12 protein-coding genes are annotated in these 14,468 nt (G+C 66.4%); all 12 read right to left on the bottom strand.

Annotated elements, in window-relative coordinates; genetic code table 11:
- Window positions 1–17: 17 nt before the first annotated feature.
- On the bottom strand, window positions 18–1,307 hold the full coding sequence (gene ftsA, locus EBB56_RS10820) for a cell division protein FtsA (RefSeq protein ID WP_045993382.1): 1,290 nt from the start codon (window positions 1,305–1,307) through the stop codon (window positions 18–20).
- 230 nt (window positions 1,308–1,537) lie between these two features.
- Window positions 1,538–2,263 (bottom strand): cell division protein FtsQ/DivIB, encoded by a 726-nt coding sequence (locus EBB56_RS10815; protein ID WP_108132665.1) that lies wholly within the window; start codon window positions 2,261–2,263, stop codon window positions 1,538–1,540.
- A 1-nt stretch (window position 2,264) separates the two neighbouring features.
- Window positions 2,265–3,191: a D-alanine--D-alanine ligase gene (locus tag EBB56_RS10810; protein ID WP_045993380.1), complete on the bottom strand. Its 927-nt coding sequence runs from the start codon at window positions 3,189–3,191 to the stop codon at window positions 2,265–2,267.
- Window positions 3,188–4,600 (bottom strand): UDP-N-acetylmuramate--L-alanine ligase, encoded by a 1,413-nt coding sequence (gene murC / locus EBB56_RS10805; RefSeq protein WP_045993379.1) that lies wholly within the window; start codon window positions 4,598–4,600, stop codon window positions 3,188–3,190. Before murC ends, EBB56_RS10810 begins: the two co-directional genes overlap by 4 nt.
- 64 nt (window positions 4,601–4,664) lie before the next feature.
- Window positions 4,665–5,717 carry an undecaprenyldiphospho-muramoylpentapeptide beta-N-acetylglucosaminyltransferase gene (gene murG, locus EBB56_RS10800; RefSeq protein ID WP_124804475.1) on the bottom strand — a complete coding sequence of 351 codons (1,053 nt, stop codon included), beginning with the start codon at window positions 5,715–5,717 and terminating at the stop codon, window positions 4,665–4,667.
- Between the two features lie 29 nt (window positions 5,718–5,746).
- Window positions 5,747–6,991: a putative lipid II flippase FtsW gene (gene ftsW / locus EBB56_RS10795; protein ID WP_045993378.1), complete on the bottom strand. Its 1,245-nt coding sequence runs from the start codon at window positions 6,989–6,991 to the stop codon at window positions 5,747–5,749.
- Complete coding sequence (gene murD / locus EBB56_RS10790) at window positions 6,988–8,403, bottom strand: UDP-N-acetylmuramoyl-L-alanine--D-glutamate ligase (protein WP_124804359.1); 1,416 nt, start codon at window positions 8,401–8,403, stop codon at window positions 6,988–6,990. Before murD ends, ftsW begins: the two co-directional genes overlap by 4 nt.
- A gap of 7 nt (window positions 8,404–8,410) precedes the next feature.
- Entirely contained in the window at window positions 8,411–9,493 is a 1,083-nt protein-coding gene (gene mraY / locus EBB56_RS10785; RefSeq protein WP_108132663.1) for a phospho-N-acetylmuramoyl-pentapeptide-transferase, read from the bottom strand.
- 9 nt (window positions 9,494–9,502) lie between these two features.
- Window positions 9,503–10,888 carry a UDP-N-acetylmuramoyl-tripeptide--D-alanyl-D-alanine ligase gene (gene murF / locus EBB56_RS10780; protein ID WP_124804358.1) on the bottom strand — a complete coding sequence of 462 codons (1,386 nt, stop codon included), beginning with the start codon at window positions 10,886–10,888 and terminating at the stop codon, window positions 9,503–9,505.
- Window positions 10,885–12,393 carry a UDP-N-acetylmuramoyl-L-alanyl-D-glutamate--2,6-diaminopimelate ligase gene (locus EBB56_RS10775; RefSeq protein ID WP_124804357.1) on the bottom strand — a complete coding sequence of 503 codons (1,509 nt, stop codon included), beginning with the start codon at window positions 12,391–12,393 and terminating at the stop codon, window positions 10,885–10,887. The genes murF and EBB56_RS10775 overlap by 4 nt, the downstream gene beginning before the upstream one ends.
- 23 nt (window positions 12,394–12,416) lie before the next feature.
- Window positions 12,417–14,084, bottom strand: coding sequence for a peptidoglycan D,D-transpeptidase FtsI family protein (locus EBB56_RS10770; RefSeq protein WP_375038222.1), 1,668 nt, complete (start codon window positions 14,082–14,084; stop codon window positions 12,417–12,419).
- Between the two features lie 53 nt (window positions 14,085–14,137).
- Window positions 14,138–14,461 (bottom strand): cell division protein FtsL, encoded by a 324-nt coding sequence (gene ftsL / locus EBB56_RS10765; protein WP_052704393.1) that lies wholly within the window; start codon window positions 14,459–14,461, stop codon window positions 14,138–14,140.
- Window positions 14,462–14,468 lie beyond the last annotated feature (7 nt).

Raw genomic sequence — 14,468 nt, 5'->3', positions numbered from 1 at the left:
CCGCTTGTGCGGCCCTTTCAGAAATTTCCTTTGAACCAGCCTTTGATCTTTTCCAGCGCCGGAGTCCTTTCCTCTGGTCCACGCCGGGAGACGTCCTCGCGTCTCGATTGCGACGAGATGGTGCCACCCTGCCCCTGGTGGACACGACCCTGACGGGCCTCATGTAGAGCGTAATGTAACAAACCGACACCCGTCGAATAAATCGGATTTCGCACCACGTCGGCCAGGCCCCTCACATTCTGCGGACAAGCGACCCTGACCGGCATGTGAAATATCTCTTCGGCAAGCTCCACCACACCTTCCATGCGTGATGTGCCACCGGTCAACACCACCCCTGCGGCGACCAGATCCTCAAAGCCGCTGCGGCGCAGTTCGTCGCGCACCAGGGTGAACAATTCCTCGTAACGCGGCTCGACCACTTCGGCCAGCGACTGTCGAGACAGGTCTCTGGCGGGACGGTCGCCGACGCTCGGCACCTTGATCATTTCGTCGCTGGAAGCCAGCTGGGTCAGCGCACAGGCGTACTTGACCTTGATCTCCTCGGCATACTGAGCCGGGGTACGCAGCGCCATGGCGATATCGTTGGTGACCTGGTCACCGGCGATCGGTATCACCGCAGTGTGGCGGATGGCGCCCTCGGTGAATACCGCGATATCGGTGGTGCCCCCGCCAATGTCGACCATGCAGACGCCCAGCTCACGCTCATCCTCGGTAAGCACGGCATGACTGGAAGCCAGCTGCTCGAGGATGATGGCGTCGACGTCGAGCCCACAGCGACGCACACACTTCTCGATGTTCTGTACCGCGTTGAGTGCGGCGGTCACCAGATGAACTCGCGCCTCCAGACGCACACCCGACATGCCCAGCGGCTCACGGATACCGCCCTGGGTGTCGATGGCGAACTCCTGGGGCAACACGTGCAGCACCCGCTGCCCTTCGGAAATGGCCCTGGCCCGCGCCGAGTCGATCACTCGCTCGATATCGGAAGGCGCAACTTCGCGCTCCTTGATCGCCACGACCCCGTCGGAATTCATGGAACTGATATGACTGCCGGCAATGCCCACATAAACCGAATGTATGTCGCAACCGGCCATCAACTCAGCTTCTTCAACCGCACGCTGAATCGACTGGACCGTGGATTCGATATTGATCACCACTCCCTTCTTCATGCCACGGGAGGGATGAGAGCCGATACCGGCAATTTCGATACCACCATCGTCGGTGGGTTGCCCCACGATCGCGACGACCTTGGATGTTCCGATATCCAGCCCGACTACCATATTGGACACGTTGGATGGACCTGCCATGAGCCGGGAAATCTCCTTGAACGGATTCCGTTACCTCGGAACCTGCCTCTGTTATAAAAAAACCTGGGACGATTATAGGAACAATAGCGCTTGTTCGACCAGCCCGGGGCGTACATTCATTCCACGATACGGACACATTTAAACAAAAGAAACCGAGAAAACTTTGCCGATGGCCGGAAAAGTGTCGCCATATAATTCCGTTCTCGCGTCTGATCCATGCCGTCTTTTCGTTAACCGCGAGTCGCGGCCTCATCATCGACCGGCTCCGTCTCGCCATGCCAGGCCACGGCGACGCCGTTGGGGTAGCGCAGATCGATGTAGCGAATGTGCGACGCGACCTCACCCAGTTCACGCCGCCAGGCCGCCTCGAGGCGCCCGAGGCGGGCGTCCAGATCTCCACGGCCGAGCATGATCCAGACGCCGCTGTCCAGCTGAAAGCGCCAGGCGCCGCGGGCTTCCAGACGTAGCTGGTCGATCCCGAGCCCCATCTTGTCCAGCCGCTGCCCCAGGTCATCGAAGTAGGCCAGCACCTCGGGACCGGCGCCACCGGGTCCCGCCATATCCGGCAGTCCCATGGGCGGCTCCACCGGGGCAAAGACAAAGGGCTCGCCATCGCCGTTGAGCAGTTGATCGTCGTTCCAGCGCGCCACCGGGCGCTGCTCCTCGAGCTCGAAGGTCAGTGCATTGGGCCACTCGCGACGAATGCGCACCTCCTTGAGCCAGCCCACCTGCAATGCCTGCTCACGCAGCGCCTCCAGGTCCACCGACAGCCAGGTCCGGCCCCTGACCAGCGGCGCCAGCTGGCCCTTGAGGTAGCTGGCGTCCACGTGGTGCAACTCACCACCGATGGACACTCGCTCGATGGGCCGATCCAGCCACAACCACAGCGCCTTGCCACCGGCGCCCACCAGGGCAGCCAGCAGCACGACGCCAAGCCAGGTGCCGCGCCTGGCCATCTCAGCCGCGCTCCCTGGCGGTATCGAGGATACGCAGGACCAGCTCGTCGAAGTCGATGCCGGCATGGGCCGCCGCCTGGGGCACCAGACTGTGATCTGTCATGCCGGGCACGGTATTGACCTCGAGCAGCCAGAACCGACCTTCAGCGTCGCGCATCACATCTACGCGGCCCCAGCCCTGACAGCCCACCGCCTCGAACGCCGCCAGGCACAGCTCGCCCAGCGCGGTCTCCTGCTCGGTATCCAGACCACAGGGCAGGTGGTAAAGCGTCTCGTTGGACAGGTACTTGGCCTCGTAGTCGTAGAAGCCGCTGGGCACCTCGACGCGAATGGCCGGCAGCGCGCTGTCGCCAAGTACCGACAAGGTAAATTCGTCTCCCGACACAAAACGCTCGGCCATCACCCGAGTATCGAAGGTGGCGGCCTCACGATAGGCGGTTTCGAGTTCATCACGGCTGTTGACGATGCTGATGCCGATGGTCGAACCTTCATGGACCGGCTTGACCACCAGCGGCAGACCCAGTCGGTCGGCCACCTCGTTCCAGTCGGCTTCGGGCGACAGCAGCACGCTCTCGGGCGTCGGCAGACCCAGGGTCTGCCACAGCGCCTTGGTCCTGAGCTTGTCCATGCCCAGCGCCGAGGCCAGCACACCGCTGCCGGTATAGGGGATTCCCGCCAGTTCCAGGGCCCCCTGCAGACAGCCGTCCTCCCCTCCCCTGCCGTGCAAGGCAATGAACACCAGATCGGGGTTCAGCGCCTGCAGCCCGGCAACGCCGCCCTCGGCAAGGTCATAGCCGGTCACTTCAAGGCCCTGGCGCTGACACGCCGCCAGCACGGCGGCACCGCTGTTCAGCGACACTTCTCGTTCGGCACTATGGCCACCGTAGATGACCACCACATGGCCGTAGGACTGTACTTGTCGTGTCACAGGATCACCTCGTCGAACTGAAGCTGGGCATCCGCCAGACGCTGGGAGATGCCACCCACGTCACCGGCGCCCTGGGTAATCAGGATATCGCCGGGTCTGAGCACCTTGGCCAGCAGCGCCGGCAATTCCGCCTTGTCCTGGGCGAAGATCGGATCGACTTCGCCACGCTGACGGATGGAACCCGCCAGGCTGCGACCATCGGCGCCGGGCAGCGCGGCTTCGCCGGCACTGTAGACGTCGAGCAGTACCAGCGTATCGACGCCGGACAGCACCCTGACGAAGTCCTCATAGAGATCGCGCGTGCGCGAATAGCGATGGGGCTGGTAGACCATCACCAGCCGGCGCTCGGACCAGCCATCGCGCACCGCCTTGATGACCATCTCCACCTCGCGGGGGTGGTGACCATAGTCGTCCACCAGCATCACCTCACCTTCACCGTTGGGCGCGGCGAAGTGACCGTGTACCTGGAAGCGACGGCCAACCCCGGCAAAGCTCGCAAGTCCCCGCAGAATCGCCTCGGCGTCGACCCCGGCGTCGCTGGCCACGGCGATCGCCGCCAGCGCATTGAGCGCATTGTGACGGCCCGGCATGGCCAGACTGACATCGAGATCCTCGAGGTTGCCGGGTCGCACTGCGGTAAAGCGGACTTCGCCGGCACTCTGGGTGAAGTTCTCGATGCGATAGTCGGCGTCGTCGGAGAAGCCGTAGGTGACGAACTGGCGATTGATGCGGTCGAGCAGGCCACGCACGTTGTCGTCATCGATGCACAGTATCGCCAGACCGTAGAACGGCAGGTTATGCAGAAACTCGATGAAGGTGTGCTTGAGACGCTCGAAGTCGCCACCATAGGTGCTCATATGGTCGGCATCGATATTGGTGACGATGCTGACCATCGGCTGCAGGTGCAGAAAGGAGGCATCGGACTCGTCCGCCTCGGCCACCAGGTAGTCGCCCTGCCCCAGCTGGGCGTTGGTACCGGCGCTGGTCAGCTTGCCGCCGATGACGAAGGTCGGGTCGAGCCCGCCCTCGCCGAGCAGAGTGGCGGTCAGGCTGGTGGTGGTGGTCTTGCCGTGGGTCCCGGCCACGGCGATGCCGTGACGGAAGCGCATCAGCTCGGCCAGCATCTCGGCGCGACGTACCACCGGCACGCGATGCTCGTGGGCCCACACAAGCTCCGGGTTGTCCGCGTCCACGGCGGTGGATACCACCACCACATCGGCACCGGCAGCGTGCTCGGCAGCGTGTCCGATGAACACCTGGGCGCCGCACTGTTCGAGTCGCGCCACCACCGACGAATGACGCAGATCGCTGCCGCTGACCTGGTAGCCCTGATTGGCCAGCACCTCGGCGATGCCGCACATGCCGGCGCCGCCGATGCCGACGAAGTGGATACGACGAATGCGCCGCATGCCGAGACCGGGCCTGGTGGCAGCGGATGAGCTCAGTTGGCCGGGGACCGGCCCTTGGGTCGAATTACTCAAAACCTGTCTCCATACAGCCCGCCACCAGCCGTTCCACAGCGTCAAGGTGGGCCTCGGCCCTTGCCTTGCTCGCCATGGCCGCCAGGGTGTCGGGCTCAAGCAAGGTCCCCAGGCGCTCGGCCAGGGACGTCGGATTCATGTCACGCTGCTGAATAAGCGCCGCGGCACCGGCACCGACCAGCGCCTGGGCGTTGGCCGTCTGATGATCATCCACGGCGTGGGGAAAGGGTACGAACAGCGCCGGCTTGGCCGCCGCCGCCAGCTCCGCCACGGTCAGCGCGCCAGAACGACAGACCACCAGGTCCGCCCAATCATAGGCGCCGGCCATGTCACCGATAAAGTCGCTGACCTCGGCCTCCACGCCCGCGGCACGATAGCCTTCTCGGGTCGCCTGGTCCTTGTCTCTACCGGCCTGGTGGCGCACCTCGGGACGCGACTCGGGGGGTAGCTCGGCCAGCGCTCTGGGCATCTGCTGGTTAAGCGCCAGCGCCCCCAGGGAGCCGCCGACCACCAGCAGCCGCAGGCGTCGTCCGCGCATCTGGTCGGCCACGCGTGCACTCTCGCCGAGGGCGGCGATGTCGTCCCTGACCGGATTGCCGACGACCTCGGCGCGGCCACCGAAGGCCTGGGGAAAGGCGGCGTAGACTCGCTTGGCCAGGTGCGACAGTGCACGATTGGTCAGCCCGGCCACGGCGTTCTGCTCGTGGATGACCAGCGGTCTGCCGCACAGTCGGGCGGCAAGCCCGCCGGGGCCGCTGGCAAAGCCTCCGAGCCCAACCACCAGCTGTGGGTCGAACTCGCGAATCACGCTTCTCGCCTGGCACACGGCGCGTCCAAGGCGCACCGGCGCCTTGAGCCAGCCCGCCAGACCGTTGCCCCTGAGGCCGCTGATGGCGATCTGGTGAAGCACTATGCCGGCCTCGGGCACCAGGCGATTCTCGATACCTCTGGGACTACCCAGCCACGCCACCTCGACGCCCTGCTGCTGCAATCCCCTGGCCAGCGACAGCGCCGGGATGACGTGCCCCCCGGTGCCGCCGGCCATGATCAGCGCTCGCCTTCCCTGTGTGTCACTCACGGCTTCACTCCTGCAGCCTTGGTTCTCCTGGGCGCTTCGCGGGCCTGGTCACGCCGCGCCGCCGGCGACTGCCGACGCTGGCGCTCGCGCGTCTCGATGTCCACCCGCAGCAACAACGCCACCATGATACAGCTCACCACCAGGCTCGACCCACCGTAGGACAACAGCGGCAGGGTCAACCCCTTGGTCGGCAACATGCCAGTACTCACCGCGATGTTGATAAAGGCCTGGGCGCCGATCACCAGGGCGATGCCATAGCTCAGGTAGGCGGCAAACGGTAGCCTCGCAAGCTCGGCCCGACGCCCAACCGCCATGGCCCGCCACACCAGCAGTGCGAACAGGCCGACCACGGCGATCGCGCCGACCATGCCGAGCTCTTCGGCGAGCACCGCAAAGACGAAGTCGGTGTGGGCCTCCGGCAGGTAGAACAGCTTCTGTACGCTGTTGCCGAGGCCCATGCCGATCAAGTGGCCGCGACCGAAGGCGATCAGCGCCTGGGTCAGCTGGTAACCGCTGGCGAACTGGTCCGCCCAGGGATCGATGAAACTTGTCAGTCTCGCCATGCGGTAAGGTTCGGCCACCGCCAGGATGGCACCCAGGGTTCCCACCAGCACGAACAACAGCAGAAAGCGCCCCCAGGGCGCCCCGGCCATCAGCAACATGCCCATGACGCAGCTGGTCATGACCACCACACCGCCGTAGTCGGGCTCGAGGATCAGCAGCACGGCCACCACTCCAACCACTACCAACGGGCGCAGGAAGGCCCCCCACTGACGCCTGACCTGTGGCAGAAAGCGTTCCAGATAGCCCGCCATGTAAGCGATCAAGCAGAGCTTGGCGACCTCCGAGGCCTGTAGATTGAAGGGCACCCCGGGGATCGACAGCCAGCGGCGGCTGCCGTTGACCTCGCGCCCCACCAGCAGTACCAGCAACAGCAGCACCAGCCCCACCACCAGCAGCAGCGGGCCATTGGCCTTCCACCAGGCCAGGGGGACGCGCAGCGCCAGGCACCCCACGGTCAACCCACCCAGCACGAAGATGCCGTGGCGAATACTGAAGTACCAGGCGTTGCCGGTCAGGCTCGACGCCACCTCGGTGGAGGCCGACGTCACCATCACCCAGCCGATCAGCAGAAGCGACAGAGTAGCCACCACCAGCCAGCCATCGAAGGCATGGTCGCGGGTGGAAAGACGCTCGCGCAGGGCACCGAGGCGCTGGCGAGATCGGGCGAGACGACTCATGGCTTGGCTCCGCTGGAAAGGTCCTGCACCCAGGCGCGAAAGGCGTCTCCCCTGGCCTGATAGTTGACGAACTGATCGAGACTGGCGCAGGCCGGTGACAGCAGCACCGCATCACCGGGCCTTGCCACCTCCCGTGCGCGACACATGGCGGCGTCCAGGTCGTCGACACGGGTGATGGCGACCGCGTCCTTCAGGGCCTGGGCCAGCGCCTCGGCGTCGCGACCGAACAGCACCACCTCACGGGCGTAGCGCGACAGGGGGGCGGCCAGCGGCGAGAAATCGGCACCCTTGCCGACACCGCCGGCCAGCAGTACCAGACGCCCATCCAGGGTCGGGCCGAGACCGGCGATGGCGGCCAGGGTCGCGCCCACATTGGTGCCCTTGGAGTCGTTGATCCAGTCGACGTCGTCGATGGTGGCGAGCCACTCGCTGCGGTGGGCAAGCCCGCTGAAACGTTCGAGCACCCGGGCCATGGCCTCCAGCGGAAAACCCAGACGCTGGCCCATGGCCAGGGCGGCCAGCGCATTGGCCTGGTGGTGACGGCCGCTCTGGCGCATGCGAGCCACCGGCAACAGCGGTTGGTCCGCGTGGAAGAACCAGGGCTCGCCCTGGTGCTCCACCACGCCCCAGTCGTCGCCGGATTGCGGCGCCGTCACTCCGAAGCGTGACAGTGCAGGCAACGCCTCGTCCGGCCAGGTCAGGGGGTCCTCGGCATTGACCACCGCGTGCCTGGCACCACGAAAGATCGCGAGCTTGGCGCGGCGATAGCCGGCCATGTCGCCGTGGCGATCGAGGTGGTCCTCGCTGAGGTTAAGGAAGGCAGCACTGTCGGCCCCCAGACACGGGGTCGTCTCGAGCTGAAAGCTGGACAGCTCCAGCACAAAGAGATCCGCCTGGGGTTCCTGCACCAGCAGGTCCAGCGCCGGGGTACCGAGGTTACCCCCCACGGCCACCCGCCGCCCCGCCTCGCGGGCCATCTCGCCGACCAGGGTGGTCACGGTGGACTTGGCGTTGGCACCGGTGATGGCCGCCAGCGGCGCGCGACAGGCCCGCCGGAACAGCGCGATCTCTCCCACCAGACGGGGCTCGCCGGTGTCCGGATCGATGCGCCTGGCCGGCGTCTCGAAGCACGCCTGATGGGGGTCGATGCCGGGGCTCAGGATCACCTCCCGCGCGTCGTCCAGCACCAATCCATCGAGCGGCCCCAGGCGCACCGGCACCCCCGGAAAGTCCGCCAGGAAGACGTCGAGTCCCGGCGGCGCCTCGCGGGTGTCCACCACCATGAAATCGCGGCCTTCACGCTTGAGATGACGACAGATCGCCATCCCCGACAGGCCGAGCCCTACCACCACGCTCAGGTGGGCGGGCACGACATGGCGTTGCGGCAGTCGCACATCCTGACTGGCGTCCATGGCCACCTCAGCGGATCTTGAGGGTGGCCAGACCCAGCAGGACCAGCACCACGGTGATGATCCAGAAGCGCACGATCACGCGAGGCTCGGGCCAGCCCTTGAGCTCGAAGTGGTGATGCAGCGGCGCCATGCGGAAGATACGACGACCGGTCAGCTTGTAGGAGCCGACCTGCAGGATCACCGAGATGGTCTCCATGACGAAGACGCCACCCATGATGAACAGCACCACTTCCTGGCGCACGATCACCGCGACCACGCCCAGGGCCGCACCCAGCGCCAGGGCGCCGACGTCACCCATGAACACCTGGGCAGGATAGGTGTTGAACCACAGAAAGCCGAGTCCGGCGCCGGAAATGGTGGCGCAGAATACCGCCAGCTCGCCGGCACCGGGGATCATCGGAATCTGCAGGTACTCGGAGAATACCGCGTTGCCGCTGGCGTAGGCGAAGACGCCAAGGCCCATGGCGACCATCACCGTGGGCATGATCGCCAGGCCGTCGAGGCCGTCGGTCAGGTTGACTGCGTTGGAGGAGCCGACGATCACCAGGTAGGTCAGCAGGATGTAGAAGCCACCCAGGGGCAGCACGAAGTCCTTGAGCAGCGGCAGGATCAGACTGGTCTCCACCGGCGAGGCCGCGGTCAGGTAGAGCACCACGGCAGCCCCCAGGCCGATCACCGACTGCCAGAAGTACTTCCAGCGGGCCGGCAGTCCACGCGGGTTCTTTTCCACCACCTTGCGATAGTCGTCGACCCAGCCGATGGCGCCGAAGCCCAGCGTGACCACCAGCACCACCCACACATAATGGTTGGTCAGATCGCCCCACAGCAGGGTACTGACGGCCATAGCCATCAGAATCATGGCGCCGCCCATGGTCGGCGTACCGGCCTTGGACAGGTGGGACTGGGGACCGTCGTCGCGCACCGCCTGGCCGATCTGACGCTCCACCAGACGGCGGATCATCAGGGGGCCAAACCACAGACACAGCACCAGCGCGGTGATGGTCGCCAGAATCATCCTCAGGGTGAGGTATCCAAAGACGTTGAAGGCGCTTTGATAGTTCGCCAACAATTCAGCCAGGAAAAGCAACATGTATCAGGTTCACCTTGAAACATCCGGCCGCAAGGCCGCCACGACGCCTTCCATCCCCGCGGCGCGGGAGCCCTTGACCAGCACGCTGGCCGCCTCGGGCAGATGTTGACGCACATGGCGGACCATCGCCGCCTGATCAGAAAAATGGTACCCGCCTTCGCCGAAGGCTCGGGCGGCGGTCTCGGCCGCCTCGCCCAGAGTACCGAGAAATGTGATGCCGCGTTCCCGCGCGTAGCGTCCGATCTCTGCGTGCAGATCGGCAGACGCTTCACCCAGCTCTCCCATGGCGCCGAGCAGGCACCAGTGCGGGCCGGGCAGTCCCAGCAGGGCGTCGATGGCCGCCTTCATCGCCCCCGGGTTGGCATTGTAGGTATCATCGAGCAGCCGCGCACCGCGTAACCCCTCCTCCACGGTCAGGCGTCCCGGCGTCGGCACCACCTCGCCAAGCCCCGCCACCACGTCGGCGGCGGACAGTCCCATGGCCAGCGCCCCTGCTGCAGCCGCCAGGGCATTGGACACGTTGTGACGACCCATCAGCGGTAGCTCGACACGCCCCAGCACCTGAGCGTCGAAAGTCAGCGTGAAAGCATAGCGCCCGCGCGTATCGCAGACCAGTTCCCCGGCATGGAGTCGCGCCTCGGGCGTCAGTCCGAAATCGATCACCTCACTGGGCGACGCCAGGCTCTGCCACAGCGAGAAGTAGCGGTCGTCACGGTTGAGTACGGCGACGCCCTCGGGGCCGAGTCCGCCGAGAATCTCACCCTTGGCCTGGGCGATGCGCCCCATGCCACCGAACTCGCCGACGTGGGCCCCGGTGACATTGGTGATGATGGCGACCTGGGGTTCGGCCAGCGCTGCCGTCCAGGCGATCTCGCCCAGGTGATTGGCGCCGAGTTCCACCACGGCTCTCTGGTGATCCGAGTCAAGCGCCAGCAGCGTCAAGGGCGCGCCGATATCGTTGTTGAGGTTGCCGTGGGTGGCGAGGGTCTCGCCCTGACGAGCCAGCAATGTCGCCAGCATCTGCTTGACCGTGGTCTTGCCACTGTTGCCGGTCACCGCCACCAGCGGACCGCCCCAGGCCCGGCGCCGCTCACGGGCCAGCAGCCCCAGCGCCATGCGGGTATCGCCCACCACCAGCTGGGGCAAGGGGTCGTCCACCGGGTGCTCGACCACCGCCGCCACGGCACCGCCTTCGCGGGCCTTGGCAATAAAGTCATGGGCATCGAAGCGCTCGCCCTTCAAGGCCACGAACAGCGTGTCCGCCGCCACCCGACGGGTGTCGGTGACGATGGCGGCTATCGGCGAGTTGGCAAGCCCCTGAAGGCCGCGGCCCTCTTCATCGACACCCAGCGCACGGCACACCGACCCCAGCGACGCGAGCCCTGGCGCGCTCATTGGTCCCGCCCCTGTCGACACTGGTCCAGGGCGGCTTCGGCCTCGGCCAGGTCGGAGAAGTCGTGGCGCACGCCCTGAATCTCCTGGTAGGCCTCGTGTCCCTTGCCGGCAATCAGAATCACGTCATCGGCGCTCGCCTCGGCGATGGTACGGGCGATGGCGTCACCGCGACCGGCGATGTTCCATGCCTGCTGGCGGGCCTGGCCCTCCAGCCCCGCGAGCATCGCCTGGCGAATGGCGTCCGGGTCCTCGCTTCTGGGGTTGTCGTCGGTGATCACCAGTCGATCGGCCTGGCCTGCGGCCGCCTGGGCCATCAGCGGGCGCTTGCCGCTATCGCGATCACCGCCGCAGCCGACCAGGCACCACAGCGCCCCGCGTCCGGGCAGGTGGGCGCGAAGCGCCGCCAGGGCGTTGTCCAGCGCATCCGGCGTGTGGGCGTAGTCGATCACCACGGTGGGAGCCCCGGGCCGTGTCAACGCCTGCATCCGTCCCGGCACCGGCGTCAGGGTCGCGGCGGCAGTCACCAGCTCGTCGATGCCGACACCCAGACCGTAGAGGGTGGCCATGGCCAGCAGGACGTTGTCGAGATTGAAGCGACCAAGCAGCGGCAGCACCACCACCTTCTCGCCTTCCGGCGTGGCGATCAGCGCACGCTGCCCACCGACGTCGGGCTCGACATCCAGCACCCTGAGCGAGACGGCATCGTCTTCACCACAGGCCAGCACCCGGGTGCCCTCGCCGATGCCCGCCAGCATCAGCCGAGCCAGGGGATCGTCGCCATTGACCACGGCCAGAGTGATCTCCGGGCGCTTGAACAGCTTCGCCTTGGAGGCGGCGTAGGCGATCATGCTGCCGTGATAGTCGAGGTGGTCGCGGCTCAGGTTGGTAAACACCGCGGCAGTAAAGCGACAGCCCGCCACCCGCTCCTGCTCCAGGGCGTGACTGGAAACTTCCATGGCTATCCGAGTGATGCCCTGGTCGGCGAGCTCACCCAACTGGCGCTGCAGCGCCAGTGGCTCGGGGGTGGTCAGCATGCCCTGGGTCAAGGCACCCGGGCGACCGTGACCCAGGGTACCGATCAGGCCACAGTCGCTGCCCGTGGCGCGGGACAGCTCGGCAATATAGTGGGTCACCGAGCTCTTGCCGTTGGTGCCGGTGACACCGATCAGCTCGAGCCCATCGGGCACCTGATACAGGGTGCGCGCGAGCTCGCCGAGTCGGGCGCGCAGCCCGGGCAGCCACAGTACGCGACCATCGACCCGCGGCGGAGCGTCTTGCGGACCTTCCGCCAGCACCAGGGCGGCGCCGGCATCCAGTGCCTTGTCGATGTAGTCGCGGCCATCGGCGGCGACGCCGGGGATCGCGACAAAGGTCGCGCCGGGCGACACCTCGCGGCTGTCGGTAGTGAGCCAGGTCGCCACCTCGCCGGCGACCGCGGCGTTCGGCGCAAGCTCACTCCAGAACTGGGTCAGCACGTCTTCAAGACGCGCCAGGGATAGGGTCATGGCGGATTCCGTCGCCTTCTGCGTCATGGGCTGTCGCCCTCCTGTTCGGGGCGATCCGGCGGTACGTCGAGGATGCGCAGGGCACTGCCCGCCACCCGCGAGAACACCGGGGCAGCGATGGCGCCGCCGTAGTAGGCGTCGCCCCGGGGATGGTCGATCATTACTACGGTGATGATGCGCGGGTCGGAGACCGGGGTAATCCCGACAAACAACGACCGGTAGGCGTTCTGCTCGTAGCCACCGCTGCCGCTCTTGCGCACGGTGCCGGTCTTGCCGGCCACACTGTAGCCGGGCACCAGCGCGCGTCGGGCGCCGGTGCCTGGTGCCACCACCTCATCCATCATGGCCAGGACGCGGTCGGCGACGTCAGGCTCGATGACCGGCTCGCCCTGGGCGGCGCGGTTGAGGCGCAGCAGCGACGGCGGCAGGCGTTCGCCATGATTGGCGATGGAGGTATAGGCACTGGCCAGCTGCAAGGCGGTGACCGACAGACCGTAACCGTAGGACAGCGCGGCCCACTGACTGCTCGACCACACCGCCGGCGCCGGCATGTTGCCGGTGGCCTCTCCGGGGAAGCCGGTGCCCGGGGCCTGGCCGAAGCCCAGCGCGCGGTAGCGATCTGGCACCACCGGGTCGTCGAGCTGCAGGGTCAGCTTGGCCATGCCGATGTTCGAGGACTTGCGCAGGATCCCGGCCAGGGTCAGCTCGCCATTGTTGGAGACGTCGCGGATGGTGTAGCGGTCGATTCGCATCCAGCCAGGCGACGTATCCACCACGGTGTCACGTGGAAAGCGACCGGTCTCGAGCAGCGCCGACATGGCCAGCGGCTTCATCACCGAGCCCGGTTCGAACACGTCGACCATGGCCCGGTTGCGCAGCCCCTGGGGGTCCAGGCCGGCGCGGTTGTTGGGGTTGTAGGAGGGCTGATTGGCCATCGCCAGCACCTCGCCGCTGCGCGCGTCCATCATCACCAGTACGCCGCCGTCGGCGTCGTTCTCATCCACGGCAGCCTTGAGCTCACGGTAGGCCATGTACTGCAGTCGCTGATCGATGGACAGCGTCAGGTTGCCGCCTGGCTCTGCCTCCTGCAGCACCTCCAGGTCGCGCACCAGACGTCCACGGCGGTCCTTGAGCACGCGGCGCTTGCCGGGCTCACCGGACAGGTAGGATTGATAGGCCAGCTCCAGTCCTTCCTGGCCCTGGTCGTCGACGTTAGTGACCCCCAGCAACTGGGCGGTCACCTCGCCGGCAGGATAGTAGCGCTTGTACTCTTCCCGGGCGTGGACGCCAGGCACCCGCAGCTTGAGCACTTCTTCGGCCTGGGCCGGGGTCATGCGCCGACGCAGGTACATGAATTCCCGTTCGCTGTAGCGGGCGATACGCTCGTTGAGGGCATCGAGGTCCTGGCCCAACGCCTGGGCCAGACGCAACCGCTGGATGTCGTCGGCGGGCAGGTCCTGGGGGTTGGCCCACAGCGTCACCACCGGGGTCGAGATCGCCAGCGGTTCGCCGTGACGATCGGTGATCATGCCCCTGTGGGCGGGGATCGGATCGGTTCTGAGGGTACGGGCGTCCCCCTGCACCTGAAGAAAGTTGCGATCGATGACGTGAAGATCGACGATCCGCCCGGCCAGCAGACCCAGGCCCAGCAGGATCAGCGTCATCATCACCACGTAGCGCGCCCGCCCCATCGGTTCCATCGGCGGCGGGCGGCGAGGTGTCACGCCCCGGGGAAGTTCCGCGGTCATGGCGTGATCACCTCGATGTCATGGATATCGGGCAGCCGCATCTCCAGACGCTCCACCGCCAGGCGTTCGACACGCGACGGCGTCGACCAGGCGCTCTCCTCCAGCAGCAACTGCCCCCACTCCGTCTGCAACTGCTGCTGTTCACGCTCCAGCTCCTGGAGCCGAGCATACTGCTGGCGAGTCTGGTGACTGACGCTGATCACCGCCAGCGCCGACACCAGGCATGCCAGCAGCAGCGCCACCACCAGCAAAAGGCGCGGCGACATGGTGCGCGGCAGCGGCCAGCCAAAGGCGTTGATATCCAGTCGTCCTTGAGCCATGGAAGGT

This window comes from Halomonas sp. YLB-10 (assembly GCF_003856855.1).
GTDB classification, from domain to species: domain Bacteria; phylum Pseudomonadota; class Gammaproteobacteria; order Pseudomonadales; family Halomonadaceae; genus Halomonas; species Halomonas litopenaei.
The sequence above is the reverse complement of the archived record's forward strand: the minus strand, read 5'-3'. Positions and strand labels throughout refer to the sequence as shown.